The sequence below is a fragment of the Micromonospora sp. DH13 genome, assembly GCF_020873825.1.
Classification (GTDB): Bacteria; Actinomycetota; Actinomycetes; order Mycobacteriales; family Micromonosporaceae; genus Micromonospora; species Micromonospora haikouensis.
Genome location: NZ_JAHWGR010000011.1, coordinates 115,374 through 132,771, shown reverse-complemented (window position 1 = coordinate 132,771; position 17,398 = coordinate 115,374). Strand labels below are relative to the sequence as shown.

Annotated in this window: 10 protein-coding genes and 2 tRNA genes; 10 read left to right on the top strand and 2 right to left on the bottom strand. The window is 73.5% G+C overall.

What is annotated here, in order from left to right; all coding sequences use genetic code 11:
- Window positions 1-98 precede the first annotated feature (98 nt).
- From gyrB to LPA42_RS13565, 7 genes are all read left to right on the top strand, one after another.
- A complete protein-coding gene (gene gyrB / locus LPA42_RS13595; RefSeq protein ID WP_077935373.1) occupies window positions 99-2,045 on the top strand; it encodes a DNA topoisomerase (ATP-hydrolyzing) subunit B in 1,947 nt (648 codons plus the stop codon).
- A 129-nt stretch (window positions 2,046-2,174) separates the two neighbouring features.
- Window positions 2,175-5,957 (top strand): intein-containing DNA gyrase subunit A, encoded by a 3,783-nt coding sequence (gyrA, locus tag LPA42_RS13590; RefSeq protein ID WP_096761543.1) that lies wholly within the window; start codon window positions 2,175-2,177, stop codon window positions 5,955-5,957.
- A 3-nt stretch (window positions 5,958-5,960) separates the two neighbouring features.
- The gene (locus LPA42_RS13585) at window positions 5,961-6,875 is read left to right on the top strand and encodes a DUF3566 domain-containing protein (protein ID WP_077935374.1); all 915 of its coding nucleotides are present in this window, start codon (window positions 5,961-5,963) and stop codon (window positions 6,873-6,875) included.
- A gap of 152 nt (window positions 6,876-7,027) precedes the next feature.
- Window positions 7,028-7,101 (top strand) — tRNA-Ile (locus LPA42_RS13580).
- A 43-nt stretch (window positions 7,102-7,144) separates the two neighbouring features.
- Complete coding sequence (locus LPA42_RS13575) at window positions 7,145-7,273, top strand: DLW-39 family protein (RefSeq protein ID WP_218107428.1); 129 nt, start codon at window positions 7,145-7,147, stop codon at window positions 7,271-7,273.
- 43 nt (window positions 7,274-7,316) lie between these two features.
- A tRNA-Ala gene (locus tag LPA42_RS13570) sits at window positions 7,317-7,389 on the top strand.
- A gap of 97 nt (window positions 7,390-7,486) precedes the next feature.
- A complete protein-coding gene (locus LPA42_RS13565) occupies window positions 7,487-8,644 on the top strand; it encodes an erythromycin esterase family protein (RefSeq protein ID WP_158229356.1) in 1,158 nt (385 codons plus the stop codon).
- A 9-nt stretch (window positions 8,645-8,653) separates the two neighbouring features.
- Here the strand turns inward: LPA42_RS13565 and LPA42_RS13560 are convergent, their stop codons facing one another.
- The gene (locus LPA42_RS13560) at window positions 8,654-9,421 is read right to left on the bottom strand and encodes an HAD family hydrolase (RefSeq protein WP_077935376.1); all 768 of its coding nucleotides are present in this window, start codon (window positions 9,419-9,421) and stop codon (window positions 8,654-8,656) included.
- Window positions 9,422-9,524: 103 nt separating this feature from the next.
- Here LPA42_RS13560 and LPA42_RS13555 point away from each other — a divergent pair, with 103 nt between their 5' ends.
- Complete coding sequence (locus tag LPA42_RS13555) at window positions 9,525-10,490, top strand: L-threonylcarbamoyladenylate synthase (protein ID WP_077935378.1); 966 nt, start codon at window positions 9,525-9,527, stop codon at window positions 10,488-10,490.
- 81 nt (window positions 10,491-10,571) lie between these two features.
- On the opposite strand, the gene LPA42_RS13550 is transcribed toward LPA42_RS13555, so the two are convergent.
- A complete protein-coding gene (locus LPA42_RS13550) occupies window positions 10,572-15,050 on the bottom strand; it encodes an HAD-IC family P-type ATPase (protein WP_228986593.1) in 4,479 nt (1,492 codons plus the stop codon).
- Between the two features lie 249 nt (window positions 15,051-15,299).
- Between LPA42_RS13550 and LPA42_RS13545 the strand changes: the two genes are divergently transcribed.
- Together LPA42_RS13545 and LPA42_RS13540 are read left to right on the top strand one after the other, a co-directional pair.
- On the top strand, window positions 15,300-15,560 hold the full coding sequence (locus LPA42_RS13545) for a hypothetical protein (protein WP_077935395.1): 261 nt from the start codon (window positions 15,300-15,302) through the stop codon (window positions 15,558-15,560).
- A 221-nt stretch (window positions 15,561-15,781) separates the two neighbouring features.
- Window positions 15,782-17,251: an MFS transporter gene (locus LPA42_RS13540; protein ID WP_228986592.1), complete on the top strand. Its 1,470-nt coding sequence runs from the start codon at window positions 15,782-15,784 to the stop codon at window positions 17,249-17,251.
- Window positions 17,252-17,398 lie beyond the last annotated feature (147 nt).

Sequence of the window (17,398 nt, the reverse complement as noted above, 5' to 3'; positions counted from 1 at the left end):
GCCCGGTGCCGGTCCGCGCGCCGACGTCGCGTCCTGTCCGCCGAACCCGCGCCCGACTCGCCGCTTGCGGCGCTGGCGGCGCGAGAAAGTGGCCGAGGGTGGCAGCGCAGGACAAGCAGGAGTACGGCGCCGAGTCGATCACCGTCCTCGAAGGGCTGGAGGCGGTCCGCAAGCGGCCGGGCATGTACATCGGGTCGACCGGCGAGCGCGGTCTGCACCACCTGGTGTGGGAGGTCGTCGACAACGCGGTCGACGAGGCGCTTGCCGGCTACTGCGACACCATCGACGTGGTGCTGCTGGCCGACGGCGGGGTCCGGGTCACCGACAACGGGCGTGGCTTCCCGGTCGACCTGCACCCCAAGTTGAAGAAGCCCGGCGTCGAGGTGGCACTCACCGTGCTGCACGCCGGCGGCAAGTTCGACGGCAAGGCGTACGCCGTCTCCGGCGGTCTGCACGGCGTCGGCGTGTCCGTCGTCAACGCCCTCTCCACCAAGATGGCGGTGGAGATCCACAAGTCCGGTTTCGTCTGGCGGCAGCAGTACGCCAACTCCAAGCCATCGCCGCTGGAGAAGGGCGAGACCACCGACCGCACCGGCTCCGCCGTCGCCTTCTGGCCCGACGCCGACGTCTTCGAGACCGTCGACTTCGACTTCCAGACCATCTACCGCCGCCTCCAGGAGATGGCCTTCCTCAACCGGGGCCTCACCATCCACCTGCTCGACGAGCGGGTCCCCGAGGGCGAGGAGGGCAAGACCCGCGAGGTCACCTTCTGCTACAAGGGCGGCATCGCCGACTTCGTCCGGCACCTCAACGCCTCCAAGACCCCGATCCACAAGACGGTGGTCGAGTTCGGCGCCGAGGAGGAGGGCATGTCGGTCGAGATCGCCATGCAGTGGAACGAGTCGTACGGCGAGTCGGTCTACACCTTCGCCAACACGATCAACACCCACGAGGGCGGCACCCACGAGGAGGGCTTCCGCGCGGCGCTGACCAGCGTGGTCAACCGCTACGGCGCGGACAAGAAGCTGCTCAAGGGCGACGAGAAGCTCTCCGGCGAGGACATCCGCGAGGGCCTCGCCGCGATCATCTCGGTCAAGCTGGCCAACCCGCAGTTCGAGGGCCAGACCAAGACCAAGCTCGGCAACACCCCGGTGAAGAGCTTCGTGCAGCGGGTCTGCAACGAGTGGCTGGTCGACTGGTTCGACCGGAACCCCGCCGAGGCGAAGATCATCATCACCAAGGCGTCCCAGGCCGCCCGCGCCCGCATCGCCGCGCAGCAGGCCCGCAAGCTGGCCCGCCGCAAGTCGCTGCTGGAGTCCGGCTCGATGCCGGGCAAGCTCGCCGACTGCCAGTCCACCGACCCGCGCGAGTCCGAGGTCTTCATCGTCGAGGGCGACTCGGCCGGCGGCTCGGCCAAGCAGGGCCGGGACCCGCGCACCCAGGCGATCCTGCCGATCCGCGGCAAGATCCTCAACGTGGAGAAGGCCCGGATCGACCGGGTCCTGAAGAACAACGAGGTCCAGGCGCTGATCACCGCCCTGGGCACCGGCATCCACGACGACTTCGACATGGAGAAGCTGCGCTACCACAAGGTGGTGCTGATGGCCGACGCCGACGTCGACGGCCAGCACATCCAGACGCTGCTGCTCACCCTGCTGTTCCGCTTCATGCGGCCCCTGGTCGAACTGGGCCACGTCTACCTGGCCGCCCCGCCGCTCTACAAGATCAAGTGGAACAAGAAGGGCGACGACGCGCAGTACGCGTACTCCGACCGCGAACGCGACGGGCTGATCGCGCTGCGCCAGCAGAAGAAGCCCAACGCCAAGCCGGACGACATCCAGCGCTTCAAGGGCCTCGGCGAGATGAACTACCCCGAGCTCTGGGAGACCACGATGAACCCGGCGACCCGCACCCTGCGTCAGGTCACGCTCGACGACGCGGCGGTGGCCGACGAACTGTTCAGCGTGCTGATGGGTGAGGACGTCGAGGCGCGCCGCTCGTTCATCCAGCGCAACGCCAAGGACGTCCGCTTCCTGGACATCTGACGGAGCCGGCGGGACCGCCCGGCCGTCCACCGGCGGCCCGCCGATCCACAGAGTTATCCACAGTGTGGCCGGTTTCCACAGCGGTTATCCACAGCACGAAACCGACTCTGATTCTGATAAGGGTTAACAGTGACCGATACCCCCGAGTCCACCCCGAGCGAGCCCGAGGTCCCCGAGACCCCCGCCGCCGCAGTCGTGGCGCACGACCGGATCGAGCCGGTCGGGCTCGAGGTGGAGATGCAGCGCTCCTACCTCGACTACGCCATGAGCGTCATCGTCGGGCGGGCACTGCCGGACGTCCGGGACGGGCTCAAGCCGGTCCACCGCAAGATCCTCTACGCCATGTTCGACTCCGGCTACCGGCCGGACCGCGGGTACGTGAAGTGTTCCCGCGTCGTCGGCGACGTGATGGGTCAGTTCCACCCGCACGGCGACTCGGCGATCTACGACGCGCTGGTCCGGATGGCGCAGCCCTGGTCGCTGCGCTACCCGCTGGTCGACGGCAACGGCAACTTCGGATCGCCCGGAAACGACCCGGCTGCGGCCATGAGGTATTGTCTGGACGGCAATGTCCGCATTCGTACCGCCGATGGTGCGGTCCGGATCGGTGACGTCGTTTCCGACGCCGCGCCGAGCAGCGAGACCGACATCGAGCTGAAGGTTCGCGACCGCAACGGCGACCTGGTCCGCGCCTCCAAGTTCTTCCACTCCGGCGAGCATCCGACGCTGCGGCTGCGCACCCGCGAGGGGTACGAGCTGACCGGCACCCACAACCACCCGGTCCTCTGCCTGGTCGACGTGGCCGGCGTGCCGACCCTGCTGTGGAAGCTGCTCGCCGAGATCGGCCCCGGCGACCGGGTGGTCATCCAGCGGACGGTGCCGGAGGAGATCGGCTACCCGATGCTGGAGCACGTCGAGGCGGCCGTCCTCGCCGGTGCGTTCGTCAGCGAGGGCTGGGTGTCCAAGGGCCGGGCCGGCTTCAACAACACAGACCGCGAGTTCTTCGTCCGGGTCCTCGCGGCCTACGACCTCGCCGTCGGCGGTCCGCGCTACGTCAGCCAGCGCACCATCGCCTCCGGGAGCGTGCTGCACGAGATCGACGTCCAGGACCTCTCCGCGCTGCGGGAGAGCATCCTCGGCGAGCTGGTCGGGGCGCGGAGTGCCGCAAAGTTCGTGCCGGAGTTCGTCTGGCGGGGGCCGGCGGCGATCAAGCGGGCCTTCCTCCAGGCCCTGTTCGAGGGCGACGGCTCGTCGTCGCTGCTGCCCCGCAACACCATCCAGATCTCGTACTCGACCCGCAGCGAGCGGCTGGCCCGCGAGGTGCAGCAGCTCCTGCTGGAGTTCGGCGTCATCAGCCGGCAGTGCCCGTACGACAACGGCGAGATCAAGGTGGTGGTGACCAACCGCCGCGACGCCCGGATCTTCGCCCAGCAGGTCGGCTTCCTCGGCCGCAAGCAGGTCAAGCTGGAGTCGGAGCTGGCCCAGGTACCGGCGAGCAGCACCGCGCTCTCCGGCGACCACGTGCCGCTGGTCGGCGACTTCATCCGCGAGCACGGCGCCACCCGGTGGACCGAGCGGGACTGGCTGCGCCGGCACAACGTCGACCGGATCGAGCGCTGGGAGCGGGACCGCGAGGAGATCGTGGCCCGGATCACCGAGCGCGAGGTGCTCGACGTGGTTGAGCCGCTGGTCGACGGCCGGTTCTACTACGCCGAGGTGGCCAGCGTCACGGACGCCGGGGTGCAGCCGGTCTACAGCATCCGGGTGGACACGGACGACCACTCGTTCGTCTCCGACGGGTTCGTCAGCCACAACACGGAGTGCAAGCTCGACCCGCTGGCGATGGAGATGCTGCGGGACATCGACGAGGACACCGTCGACCTGCAGGACAACTACGACGGCCGGGCCAAGGAGCCCACCATCCTGCCGTCGCGGATCCCGAACCTGCTGATCAACGGTTCCGAGGGCATCGCGGTCGGCATGGCCACGAAGATCCCGCCGCACAACCTGCGCGAGATCGGCGCGGCGGTGCAGTGGTGCCTGGAGAACCCGGACGTCGACGAGGCGACGACCCTCGACGCGCTCATCGAGATCGTCAAGGGTCCGGACTTCCCGACCCACGGTCTGATCGTGGGCACCCAGGCGATCCAGGACGCGTACCGCACGGGTCGCGGGTCGATCCGGATGCGGGCCGTGGTGGAGGTCGAGGAGGACAAGCGGGGCCGCCCGGCGCTGGTGGTCAGCGAGCTGCCCTACCAGGTGAACCCGGACAACCTGGCCGAGCGGATCGCGGAGCTGATCAAGGAAGGCAAGCTCGCCGGCATCGCCGACATCCGGGACGAGTCCTCGGGGCGTACGGGCATGCGGATCGTGCTCGTGCTCAAGCGCGACGCGGTCGCCAAGGTGGTGCTGAACAACCTCTACAAGCACACCCAGCTCCAGGAGACGTTCGGCGCGAACATGCTGGCGCTGGTCGACGGGGTGCCGCGCACGCTGAACCTGGCCCAGTTCATCCGCTACTACGTCGAGCACCAGATCGAGGTGATCCGGCGGCGGACGGCGTTCCGGCTGCGCAAGGCCGAGGAGCGGGCGCACATCCTGCGCGGCCTGAGCAAGGCGCTGGACGCACTGGACGAGGTGATCGCCCTGATCCGGCGGTCGCCGACGGTGGAGGACGCCCGGCAGGGCCTGATCCGGCTGCTGGAGATCGACGAGATCCAGGCGACTGCGATCCTGGACATGCAGCTGCGCCGGCTGGCGGCCCTGGAGCGGCAGCGGATCCTCGACGATCTGGCGAAGCTGGAGCTGGAGATCGCCGACCTGAAGGACATCCTGGCCAAGCCGGAGCGGCAGCGGCGGATCGTCTCGGAGGAACTGGGCGAGATCATCGCGAAGTGGGGCGACGAGCGGCGTACGAAGATCGTGCCGTTCGACGGCGAGGTCTCGATGGAGGACCTGATCGCCCGCGAGGACGTGGTGGTGACGATCACCCGCACCGGGTACGCGAAGCGGACGAAGGTCGACCTGTACCGCTCGCAGCGGCGTGGCGGGAAGGGCGTCAGCGGGGCCACGCTGCGGCAGGACGACATCGTCAGCCACTTCTTCGTGTGCTCGACGCACGACTGGATCCTGTTCTTCACGAACAAGGGCCGGGTGTACCGGGCCAAGGCGTACGAGCTTCCGGAAGCCAGTAGGGTAGCCAAGGGCCAACACGTGGCCAATCTGCTCGCTTTCCAAGCGGACGAGCAGATCGCGCAGATCATCGAAATCCCGAACTACCAGGTGGCCCCCTACCTGGTACTGGCCACGAAGAACGGCCTGGTGAAGAAGACGCGGCTCGAGGAGTTCGACTCCAACCGTTCCGGCGGAGTCATCGCGATCAACCTGCGCGATGAGGACGAGCTGGTCGGTGCTGCCCTCGTCGCCCCGTCCGACGATCTGCTGCTGGTGTCGAAGAACGCGCAGGCGATCCGCTTCAACGCCACGGACGAGGCGCTGCGGCCGATGGGTCGGGCCACGTCGGGTGTGATCGGCATGCGGTTCAGCGACGAGGACGTCCTGCTGGCCATGGAGGTGGTCCGCGAGGGGCTGGACGTCCTGGTGGCCACGAACGGGGGATATGCGAAACGTACCCCGATCGAGGAATACCCGGTGCAGGGCCGGGGAGGTAAGGGCGTGCTGACTGCGAAGATCACCGAGCGCCGCGGTGGTCTGGTCGGCGCTGTGGTGATCCACCCGGACGACGAGCTGTTCGCGATCACCAGCAACGGTGGCGTCATCCGGACTCCGGTGAAGCCTGTACGCCGTACGCGTGACCGGAACACAATGGGGGTCAAGCTGATGGACCTCCCGGACGGCGTGACTATCGTGGCGATTGCTCGCAATGCCGACGAGCCTGACGAACAGGACTAGTTGATGACGGAGACACAGGCGAAGTCGGGGAACAAGGGGACCTCGGCCAACCCGGTCGACGAGGAGGCCGCCGCGAAGGGCGGCGCACCAGCGACCGGCCGCGCGGCCGTGGGCCGGGCAACCGTCCCCGCCGACGCGCCTGCCCCGAAGTTCACCCGGGCGCCCGGGATGGCGCCGCCGCCGGACTCCCCCGGCGACGATTCGGGGGCGAGCGACAAGACCGAGACATCCGGCATCGACGCGCCCACCTCCGCGGCGGCTCCGGCCGCGGCGGCGGGCAGTGCGGCCCGTCCGGCGACGACCCAGCCGATCAGGACCGGCGGCGGGCAGTCGGCGGCCGGCAGCAGCGCCGTCACAGGCACCCTGCCGCGCATCGGGGGTGGCACCGCCACGAAGCCGCAGCCGGACGGTGGCCGTCCGGCCGGTGTCGGCCGTCCCGCCAGTGGCGGCGGGCTGCCGCCGGGGGTGGCCGGTGCGGCGGCCGTCGGGGCGGCCCGCGTGGGTGACGCGGTGCGCTCGGCGCGTACCTCGGTCAGCTCGGCCGCGTCGCGCGGGCCCCGCCGGGCCCGGCTGAACCTCAAGCGGATCGACCCGTGGTCCGTGATGAAGTTCGCGTTCGCGGTCTCCGTCGTGCTGTTCATCGTGGTGGTCGTGGCCACGTCGGTGCTCTACCTGGCGCTGGACGCGATGGGTGTGTTCCAGAGCGTCAACGACAGCCTGACCGACCTGGTGGCCGCCGGCGGGCAGAGCAGCAGCACCTTCCAGATCACCGCCAAGGGTGTGATCCTGAGTTCCGCCCTGATCGGCCTGGTCAACGTCGTCCTGTTCACCGCGCTGGCGACTCTCGGCGCGTTCGTCTACAACGTCTGCGCCGACCTGGTCGGCGGGATCGAGCTGACGCTCGCCGAGCGGGACTGACCGCGTCCGACGCCGGGGCGGGCCGCGTAAAGCGGTCGCCCCGGCGTCGTGCGTCCGGGTAGTTTCGGGGGGTACGGCGGGGCGCGCGGCGCTCGGCGGCCCCCGATTTGGGGCGCGGCGGGCGGATGCGTTAACCTTGGCCGTCGCCACGCGGGGCTATAGCTCAGTCGGTTAGAGCGCAGAGCTGATAACTCTGAGGTCGCTGGTTCGATTCCAGCTAGCCCCACCGCACATCGTTCCGACGGCTGTCGAGCGCAAGGGGTCGCCCCATGTTCAAGAAGCTTCTGATTCTGGCCGGCGTCGTCGGTGTGGCTGCCCTGGTCGCTCGTAAGGTCAAGGCCTCCAACGACGAGCGGGCCCTGTGGCACGAGGCGACCACCGCGCCCGACCTGCGCTGACCGTCACTTCGACTGCCAGCTCCGGGCGGTTCCGCCCGCCTTCGGGGCCCTAGCTCAACTGGCAGAGCACTGCCTTTGCAAGGCAGGGGTTAGGGGTTCGAGTCCCCTGGGCTCCACTCAAAGTCGTGCAGCGTTGTGGTAGCCGTGACTGCTCACCGGCCCGAGGTTCGCAGGCTTGACCTCAACGCACGTTCAACTGTGATGGTTCGTCACATGAGCGAACGGGCAGACGATCTCCAGCGGGCCGGACAGCAGCTTTCCTCCCTCGTCGACGCGGCTACGGTCGTGGGGTTGGGCACCTCCACCCGCGCGGCGCACGAACTCTTCGGCCTTGTCGAACACACGACCCGCGCCCTGATCCGTCGCGGGTTCCGGGTCGTCGCGGTGCTCGACAACCAGCGGGTCGGCGAGCTGTACGACGAGTTCGTCCGGGGCGCGGACATCGATCTCGACGGGGTGCTCGGCCAGGCGTGGGGCCCGTGGCGGACGACCGAGATGCGCGCGGCGCTCGGCTGGCTGCGCCGGCACAACCAGCGGCGGACGGATCCGGTGAGGGTCATCGCTGTCGGCGGGTCGCGGGTGCTGCCCGCCGACTACCACCGCGCCGTGGAGCTGCTCGCCCGGCTGGACGCGCCGACGGCAAGGCGGGTGGGGGAGCTGTTCGACGTCATCCGTACCGCCCACGACAGTGGCGAACACGTCCAACGTGCACACGGCACCCACCCGGGTACGCCGTTCGTCGACCTCGCCCGAACCGCCCGCGATCTGGTCCTCGCACTCGACGGCGGCCCCGATCGCGACGAGGTGCTGCTGATGCTCGACGCGATCGTGGAACACCACGCCAACGCCATCGGTGTGGGGCACGACGTGGCCCGGGAGGAGCGTTCCGCCGCCGATCGGCTCGTGGCGCATCAGCGTCGGACGGGCGAACGCATCGTCCTCTGGGAGGGCAGCGCGCACGTCGCCGCACACCGAGGGGTGATGCTGGGCGCTCATCTTCGGGCTGCCCTCGCCGACAGGTACGCCGCCGTCCATCTCACGTTCGGCCGGGGGCGGATCCCGGGGATGGACCTGCCCGAGCCCAGCCCGAACTCGCTGGAAGGGGCGCTGCTGGCCGGTGGTGCGGGCGGCGTGCGGATCGTGGACCTGCGTTCGCCGGCTGCCACCGAGGTCGCGCCGCTGCTCGGTCGACCTGCGCGGACCCGGGTGGTCTCCGGCGTGTACGACCCTGGGCAGGACGAGAGGCACTACCTCGACCTGCCCTCGCCCCGCGACAGTTTCGACGTCGTTGCGGTCGTCCCCACGATCAGCGCGGTTCGTCCACTTTCGGCGGCCACGGAGCGCGACGTGCCCGGTCGTCGGAACGAATGACGGTGCTGGTCAGCCGACCGGGGCGCTGACTCCGGCGTCGCGGAGCAGCGCGAGCAGGCCGTGGCCGTCCTCGACCACGGCGTCCGGGGCGAGCGCGGGCAGGGGCTCCTCGCGGTCGGTGCGCGGTGAGCACATCAGCACCGCCGCCCCGGCTCCGGCGCGGCGGGCGCAGGCGACGTCGCGGTGCCGGCTGTCGCCGACGAACCAGCAGTCGGCGACCGGCACGCCGAGCGCCTGGGCGGCGAGCCGGGCCAGCTCAGGGTTCGGCTTACGCACGCCCGCCTCGTCGCTGTAGAGCTGCGCGGTGAACAGTGTGCCTAGGCCGGCGGCGGCCAGGAAGTCGCGTGGGGCGGCACCGCAGGTGGTGTTGCTGACGACCGCGAGCGGGAGGCCGGCGCGGGTGGCGGCGGCGAGGGCGTCGGGGATGCCGGGGCGCACGGCCCACTGCTGGTGCCAGGTCCACGCGTACGCCAGCGGGGTTGCCTCCCGGTCGACGGCGGCCCGGGCCGGGGCCGGCCAGCCGCCGGTGACGAACCTGGCCCACACCTGCCGGTGGCCCAGCTCGACGGGGTGCTCCCCGGCGCTCTCCTCGTCCCGCCACCGCCCGTACGCGTGGGCGCCGGCCGTCAGGTCGCGGGCGATCTGCTCGGCGGGGACCGCGCCACCGACGAGCCGGAACAGCCGTTGCACCAGCTCGGGCGGGTTCGGTGGCTGCGGTGGCGCGTCCGCGAGGACCCCGCCGAAGTCGAGCAGGAGCGCACGCGGTGTCCGGAGCATGCCCGCATCCTCCCGTACCGGTGGGGAGAGGAGAAGGGGCGAACCGGTGCGCCCGGGACGGGCAGGTTAGCGTCGGGGGGTGAGCACCGGATCTCCGCGCGTCCTGCCCGTCGAGAGCGGCATCGCCGAGGCTGCCTCGGTCCTGCGGGCCGGGGGGCTGGTGGCGTTCCCCACCGAGACCGTCTACGGGCTGGGCGCGAACGCCCTCGACGCCCGCGCGGCGGCCCGGATCTTCGAGGCGAAGCAGCGGCCGAGCTTCGACCCGCTGATCACCCACCTCGCCGACGCGGCCGACCTGGCCGGGCTGGTGGGGCCCGTGCCCGAGGCGGTGGCGGTTCTGGCCGAGCGGTTCTGGCCGGGGCCGCTGACGCTGATCGTGGACCGCCCCGCCGCCATCCCGCCGATCGTCACCTCGGGGCTGGAGACGATGGCCGTGCGGGTGCCGGACGAGGCGTCCGCGCGGGCGCTGATCGCGGCGGCGGGGGTGCCGGTGGCCGCGCCGAGCGCCAACCGGTTCGGGCAGCTCAGCCCCACCCGGGCCGAGCACGTGGTGGCGGGGCTGGGCGGCGCGGTCGACGTGGTGCTCGACGGCGGGCCGACCCGCTGCGGCATCGAGTCGACCATCGTGGACGCCCGGGGCGGGCGGCCGGTGGTGCTGCGGCTCGGCGCGCTGCCGGTGGAGACCCTGGTCGAGGCGGTGGGCCCGGTGACCGTACGCCCGGGCAGTTCCGGCCAGCCGGTGGCACCCGGGACGCTGGCCGCGCACTACGCCCCGCGTACCCCGTTGCGGGTGGCAGGTGGGGCGGAGCCGGCGGCCGGCGACGGCACCCGGCGGGGCCTCCTGGCGTTCCGGGAACGACCGGCGGGCGGCGACTGGGCCGCGGTCGAGGTGCTGTCGCCCGGGGGTGACCTGACGGTGGCGGCGGCCCGGCTCTTCGACGCGCTGCATCGACTCGACGCGGCCGGGGTCACGGAGATCGTCGCGGAGCGGGTGCCGGACGTCGGGGTGGGGCGGGCGGTCAACGACCGGCTGGGCCGGGCGGCGGCGACCTGGCGGTCGGACGCCTGACGCGGTCGGTCCGGCCCCGGCCCCGGCCCCGGCCCGCCCCCGCCCGGCCCGCCCGCCTCGCCCGCCCGTGCGCGCTGCGGTTCAGGGGTGAGAAGGGGACCCTTCTCTACCGGAGGCGTTAACAAGGGGCCCTTCCTTACTCAGCAGGCGGGTGAGGGTGCCGTTGGCCAGGGTCGCGCCGAGCGCCGATCCCGCCGCGATGCTCCAGCCGACCGGCCCGAGCGGGGTGCAGCCGAAGAACTGGCTGACCCCCGGCGTCTGCACCACGAGCACCAGCGCCCCGACGGAGGCGGCGGTCGACACGAGCACCGTGGGGCTGGTGCCGCCGGCCAACACGGTCTGCCCGAGCTGGGTGCCGACGAGCGAGGCGAGCGCGACCGTACCGGCCCGCCGTTGTCGCCCCGTGTAACGGGCGAGCGTCCAGCCCACCGTCGCGCCCAGCGTGGTGGATGCCGCCCGCAGCGCGATCTCCCGGGTCAGCGTCTCGCCGAGCGAGCTGTCCGGGCCCTCCCGCAGCAGGTGGTCGGCGTGGCCGTCGGCGGGTGGCCGGACGGCGATGGCCAGCGCCGGTGCCAGGTCGGTGAGCAGGTTGACCAGGAGCAGCTGCCGCCCGTTGAGCGCCGACCGGCCGGTGCTGGCGGCGCTGAGCACGCTGAACGCGATCTCGCCGAGGTTGCCGCCGACGAGGATGCTCAGCGCGTGTCGGACGGACGACCACATGGCCCGACCCTCGACGAGGGTGGCGATGATGGTCTCCAGCCGGTCGTCGGTGACCACCAGGTCGGCGGCGGCGCGGGCGGCGGGGGTGCCCCGCTGGCCGAGGGCGATGCCGACGTCGGCGAGTCGGATCGCCGGGGCGTCGTTGGCCCCGTCGCCGGTCATCGCCACGGTCCGCCCGTTGCGCTGCAACGCCTGGATGATGCGTACCTTGTGGGCCGGGGTACAGCGGGCCACCACGTCAATGCGGGTCAGCCGTTCGGCGAGCGCGTCGTCGTCGAGGCGGTCCAGCTCGGTGGCGGTGGCCACCCGCTGCTCGCCGTGGTCGGGGCTGATGGTGGCGGCGATCGCCTCGGCCGTCGCCGGATGGTCCCCGGTGATCATGATGGTGTGCACGCCGGCCTGCCGGATCCGGCGCACGGCGGGTGCGGCGGACTCGCGTACCCCGTCGGCGATCGCCAGCAGGCCGACGAAGACGAGGCCCGTCACGTCGTCGTCGGTCACGGTCTCGGCGGTGACGGGACGCTCGGCGACGGCCAGGACGCGGTGCCCTGCGCCGGCCCGCTCGGCGAGCATCCGGTGCAGCTCGGCCCGGCCGGCGTCGTCCAGCGGCCGGTCGTGCCCGTCGGCGGTGCGCCGGGCGGCGCAGCGGGGCACCACCGTCTCCGGGGCGCCCTTGACGCTGAGCAGCAGCCCGCCGCCGGCCCGGCCGACGGTGGCGTGGTAGCCCCGCGACGGCTCGAACGGCAGGCCGCCCGCCGCCTGCCAGCCGTCGGCGCCGGTCCGCTCGTCGACCCCGGCCGCCGCCGCGCCCCGGCGTACCGCCCGGTCGGTCTGCTGGGGCAGCTCGTCCGGGTCGCCGGCCGGGGTGGCGCGCAGCGCGGCGGCCAGGGTCCGTCGCAGCGCACCGTCCAGCCCTTCCGGCGCGGCGTACCGGGTGCCGCTGCCGTCGCCGACGCCGGCGAGCAGCAACTTGCCCTCGGTGAGGGTGCCGGTCTTGTCGAAGCACAGCACGTCGACGCGGCCCAGCGCCTCGATGGTGCGCGGGTTGCGGACCAGCGCGCCGTGCTCGGCCAGCCGCCGGGCGGCGGCGAGCTGGGCCGCGCTGACCAGGAACGGCAGGCCCTCCGGCACCGACGCCACCGCCAGGTTCGCGGCGGTCGCCGCCGTCTCCGCCAGGGGTACGCCGCGCAGCAGCCCCGCCCCGGCCACCGCCACCGCCGACCCGGCGGCCAACGGGACGGCCGACCTGGTGAGCTTGCCGAGCCGGGCCTCCACGCCGCTGGCCGGGGGCGACTGCCGGGCCAGCGCCAGGCTGCGTCCCGCCTCGGTGTCCGCGCCGGTGGCGACGACGACGGCGGTGCCGTGGCCGGTGGCGATGGTGGTGCCCTCGTACAGCATGGAGTGGCGGTCGGCGACGGCGGCGGCGACCACCGGGTCGGCGGACTTGCCCACCGGCAGCGACTCGCCGGTCAGCGACGACTCGTCGGCCTCCAACCCGTCGGTGGCGAGCACCCGGCAGTCCGCCGGCACGGCGTCGCCGGGCCCGAGGACGATCACGTCCCCGCTGACCAGTTCCTCGGCGGCGACGGTCCGTTCCGTGCCGCCGCGACGGACCAGGGCGGTGACCGCCGAACGGGACAGCAGCTCGGCCAGCGACCGTTCGGTGTTGCGCTGGTGGACGGCCCCGACCAGCGCGGACCCGCCGACCACTCCGCCGACGAGGGCCGCGTCGACCAGCGAGCCGAAGCTCGCGGAGAGCACCGCACCGGCGGCGAGTACGGGGGTGAGCGGGTTGGCCAGCTCGTCGACGAACGCGCGGAGCAGCCCGGACGGGCCCGGCGTGTCCCCGGTGCGGCCGACCAGGCGGCGTTGCGCCTCGGCGTCGTCGAGCCCGTCGGGGCCGGTGTCGAGCTGGCGCAGCACCGCGTCGGTCGGCATCAGGTGCCACGCCGTCGGGGCCGGCGGCGCGGTGTCCGTCCGGTCCGGCAGCCGGCCCGCCCGCCACACCCCGTGCAGGAAGGCCAGCGCGGCGGCCCCGTTCACGGCGGCCAGCGTCCGGCCCGGCAGCTGCCGGGGGTCGGCGGTGAACGCGCCGAGCGCCCCCAGCCCGGTGCCGGCCAGCGACAGCCGGATGTTCTGCGCGGTCATCCGGCGGGCCACCCCCGCCGCCTCGATGATCAGGGCGGCGACCCGCAGGTCGGTGCCTACCAGCAGGTGCGCCCCCCATGGCGGCAGCTCGTCGGGCCCGGCCACCCCGAGCCCGCAGTCGGACGCCCCCAGCGCCGTCCGGTCGGCGGAGAGCAGCAGCACCACCGCGCCGTCGCGCTGCAACTGACGCACGGTGTCGACGGTCCGTGGGCCGCCGGGAAGGACGGCGTCGGCGAAGGCGTACCGGCCGTCGTCGTCGCCGGCGACCACCAGCCGCAGGCCGGCCTGCCGGGTGGCGGTGGGCAGGGCGTCCACGCCGGGGGCGGGCTCCGGTTCGACCCGGAGCAGCGCGACGAGGCGGTCCGCCTCGGCGAGGCCGAGCAGCGTGCCGCCGCCGGAGCGCAGCCGCCTGCTGTCGTCGGTGTCGCCCGGGTCGGTCGCGCCGATGTCTTCCAGCGGGCCGAGCCGCCACCCGTCGGCCTGCTGCACCTGGCCGGGGGCGGCCGGGTCGAACAGCGCGAAGGCGCGGGCGGCCACCTGCCCGGTGTCCGCCCCGGACAGCGGGGCTAGGTCGGCGAGGACCGCCCGCTGCGAGCCGAGCACGGCGGCGTCCAGCACCACCGTGTCGATCCGGTCGAGTTCCCGCAGCACGCTGCGGTCCATGGCGATCACGCCGCGCCGGGCGAGCATGCGACCGAGTTGGGCGGCGTACCCCTCACGGCCGCTGCCCGGTGCTTTGGACAGGCTGGAGAGCCCGAGCGCGGCGGCCCGCTTGCCCCCGACCACCGGGATCGCCGCCGCGCCGGCCGCCGCGCCCGCCGCCAGCATCCGGGCGACGAAGCGTTCGGCGGGACCGTCCGGCTTCGGGTTCGGGCGTTGCGCCGTCGGGACCCGGGCGACGGCCCGGTCCGGGTCGCCGGTGAGCCGGGGCTCCGCCTTCGACCAGGCCGTGAGCTGGGCGCGGGCCTCGCCCCACTGCACGACGCGCTGCGCGCCGTCCAGCACGATCCCGGCCCAGCCGCCGGTGAGGCCCTGCACGACCGCCTCGGCGAGCGGGAAGAGGATGTCGGCGCGGGGGTCGGCGCGCAGTCCCCGGCCGGCGAGGGCGTGCAGCCTGGGGTGCAGGTCGACGGCGGTGAGCAGGCCGGACACCTCGCCCGGGACCGGGGTGAACGGCAGGATCCGGGTGGCCGCCGAGATGGTCAGGCCGAGCGCGTCCGAGGCGAGCGCACCGAGGGTGCGGGGGGTGCGCGGCCCGTCCTCGGGCGGGTGCGGGGGCGGGATCTCCGGGTCGGGCTCGTGGTCGCAGGTGCGTTCGCAGCGGGCGATCGTGGTGATGAGGTCGCGCAGTTTCGGTTCCGGTTCCTCGACGGCCACGACCACGCGGCCGGAGGCCGCGTTCACCCGGGCCCAGGTCACCCCGGGCAGCCGTTCCAGCGTGCGTTCCACCTGGCGGGCGAGCCGGTCGCCGCCGTCCTGGCCGACGCCGTGCACCTCGATGTGGTGCCGACCCGGCCGGGACCAGACCCGGCGACTGGTCAGGCCGGCCGACCGGGCCAGCCGGGTCGCGGCGACGCCGACGCTGCGGGAGGCGTCGCCCACCAGGTGCGGCACCGTCCGGGACACGTCGCCGACCAGAGGCATCGTCACCGACGGCAGGAGGCGGCCGGCGAGCCGGCCCAGCGAGGTCATCGAGCGGTACGGCCGGAGCGCCGCCGGCCGGCTTTCCCCGTGCCGCCGCAGCTCCCGCCGTACGCCATCTCGCCTCCCACGCTCGGTCCCGGCGGGCTGACTTCCCGCCCGCTCGGGCGTCATGCCCCCTTCGTCCGGGAATTTCTCGGCGGTTGGCCGGAGAAGTTCCTCCGTCGCTGGCATGGACGGGGCCGACGGTGGAACGCGGCTCGGGTCATGGCCAGCGCGGACGACACAGGGGAGGCCGGGATGAGCACGATCACGCGACACCTCAGCGGGGCGCACGAGATGGTGCGGACGTACAGCCGCCGGGTGGAGGTGCCGATGCTGGGCGAGGTCGCCGTGCCGCCGCCCGACAAGGTGGCCTACTACGCGGGCCTCGGGGTGCTCGCCGCGCTCCAGGTCATCGAGTGGCCGCTCGCGCTGGTCATCACCGCCGGGCACCTGCTCGCCGACCAGCACCTGTCCGGGCTGGCGAAGGGGGTCGGCGAGGCGCTGGAGTCCGCCTGATCCTCTGCGGCGCGTCGAGCAGGGGTGGATGAGGCCCGATCGCGCGGGGTGAGAGCCCGGTCACGTCCGGCTTGACCTGAATCCGGGTTGAGGTCGCAGGCTGGGCGCATGCTGATCGAACTGCTGAGGATCGAGGTGAGCCGGGAACGCCCGGCCGGCGGGCGGCGGCGGAATCCCCCGGTTGCGCCACCGGCGTGGGTCTTCCGCACGGTCGGTCGGCGGTGACCGCCGTCGCGCCCCCGGCCGCTCCGGGGCACCTGTTCGCCCCCGCGCTGCGCGCCATGACGGTGGGCGTGGTGGCACTGGTGTCGCTGCTGGCCTTCGAGGCGCTGGCCGTCGGCACCGCCATGCCCACCGTCGCCCGCAGCCTCGACGGGCTGTCCCTCTACGGGCTCGCGTTCGGCGGGGCCTTCGCCTCCGGCGTGGTGGGGATGGTCGTCTCCGGGGTGTGGTGCGACGCGCGGGGCCCCCGGGCACCCGTGTGGCACGGGGTGGGCTGGTTCGTGGCCGGGCTGCTCGTCGCCGGCTTCGCGTCGACGATGGGCGTGCTCGTGGCGGGCCGGATGGTGCAGGGCTTCGGCTCGGGCCTGCTGTCGGTGGCCCTCTACGTGGTGGTGGGGCGGGCGTACCCGGAGGCGCTGCACCGGCGGATCTTCGCCGCGTTCGCGGCCGCGTGGGTCATCCCGTCGCTGGTCGGCCCGGCGATCGCCGGGCTGGTCGTCGAGTACCTCGGCTGGCGGTGGGTCTTCCTGGCGGTGCCGGCGGTGGCGGTGCCGGCGCTGCTGCTCGTCCAGCCGGGCCTGCGCAGCCTCGCACCGTCCGCCGCCGTCCGGCCGTCGACCGGCGCGGCGGCCCGGGTCGGCTGGGCCTTCGGGGCGGGGGCGAGCGCCGCACTGCTGCACTACGGGGGGCAGCAGCGCGGCGTGCTCGCGGTCGGCCTGGTCGGTGCCGCGCTCGCGGGCCTGTTCTGCTGCGCCCCGCGGCTGCTGCCGGCCGGCTTCCTGCGGGCCGGCCGGGGCCTGCCCACGGTGGTGGGGCTGCGAGGGCTGGCCTCGGCCGCGTTCGCCGGTGCCGAGGTGGTGATCCCGCTGATGCTGTCCCGGGAGCGCGGGCTCACGCCGACCGGCGCGGGCCTGGTCCTGACCGTCGGCGCGCTCTCCTGGTCGGCCGGGTCCTGGTTGCAGGGCCGGCTGCCCGCGCCCGCCGCCGCAGTGCCGGGCACCGCGCCGGCGACCCGGCGCGGTTTCCTGGCCGGGCTGCGGGACCGGCTCGCGCCCCGGTCCTCCGCCACGCTGGTCCGCGCCGGGCTCGCCTGCATCACCGGCGGGACCGCCACGGTGGCGCTCGCGGTGTGGCCGGCGGTGCCGCTGCCGGTGTGCGTGCTCGGCTGGGCCGCCGCCGGGCTCGGGATGGGGCTGCTCTACCCGTCGCTGTCGGTGCTCACCCTGGAGCTGTCCGCCCCCGGCGAGCAGGGCCGCAACAGCTCCTCCCTGCAACTGGGCGACTCGCTCTTCGCGGCGACCGTGCTGGCGTTGACCGGCGCGGTGCTCGCGGCGGGCACCACCCCCGGCCGGTCGAGCTACGCGGTGACCCTGGTCCTGGCGGCCGCCCTGGCCGGGCTGGGCGTCCTGCTCGCCGGCCGGGTGGTGCCGGCGGGACGGGCGGCGTTGGCCCCGCGCTCCCCGCAGTGAGCTCGCCGGCCGGCCCGGCGGTCCGGCCCGGTGGCCCGGCCGAGCGTTGCGGCCCGGCGCCCGACCCGGTGGCCCGGACCAGCGCTTCGGCCTGGCGTCGCGGGGCGGGTCCGGTCACGAGCCGGCGGGCCGGCTCGTCGGGTCGGT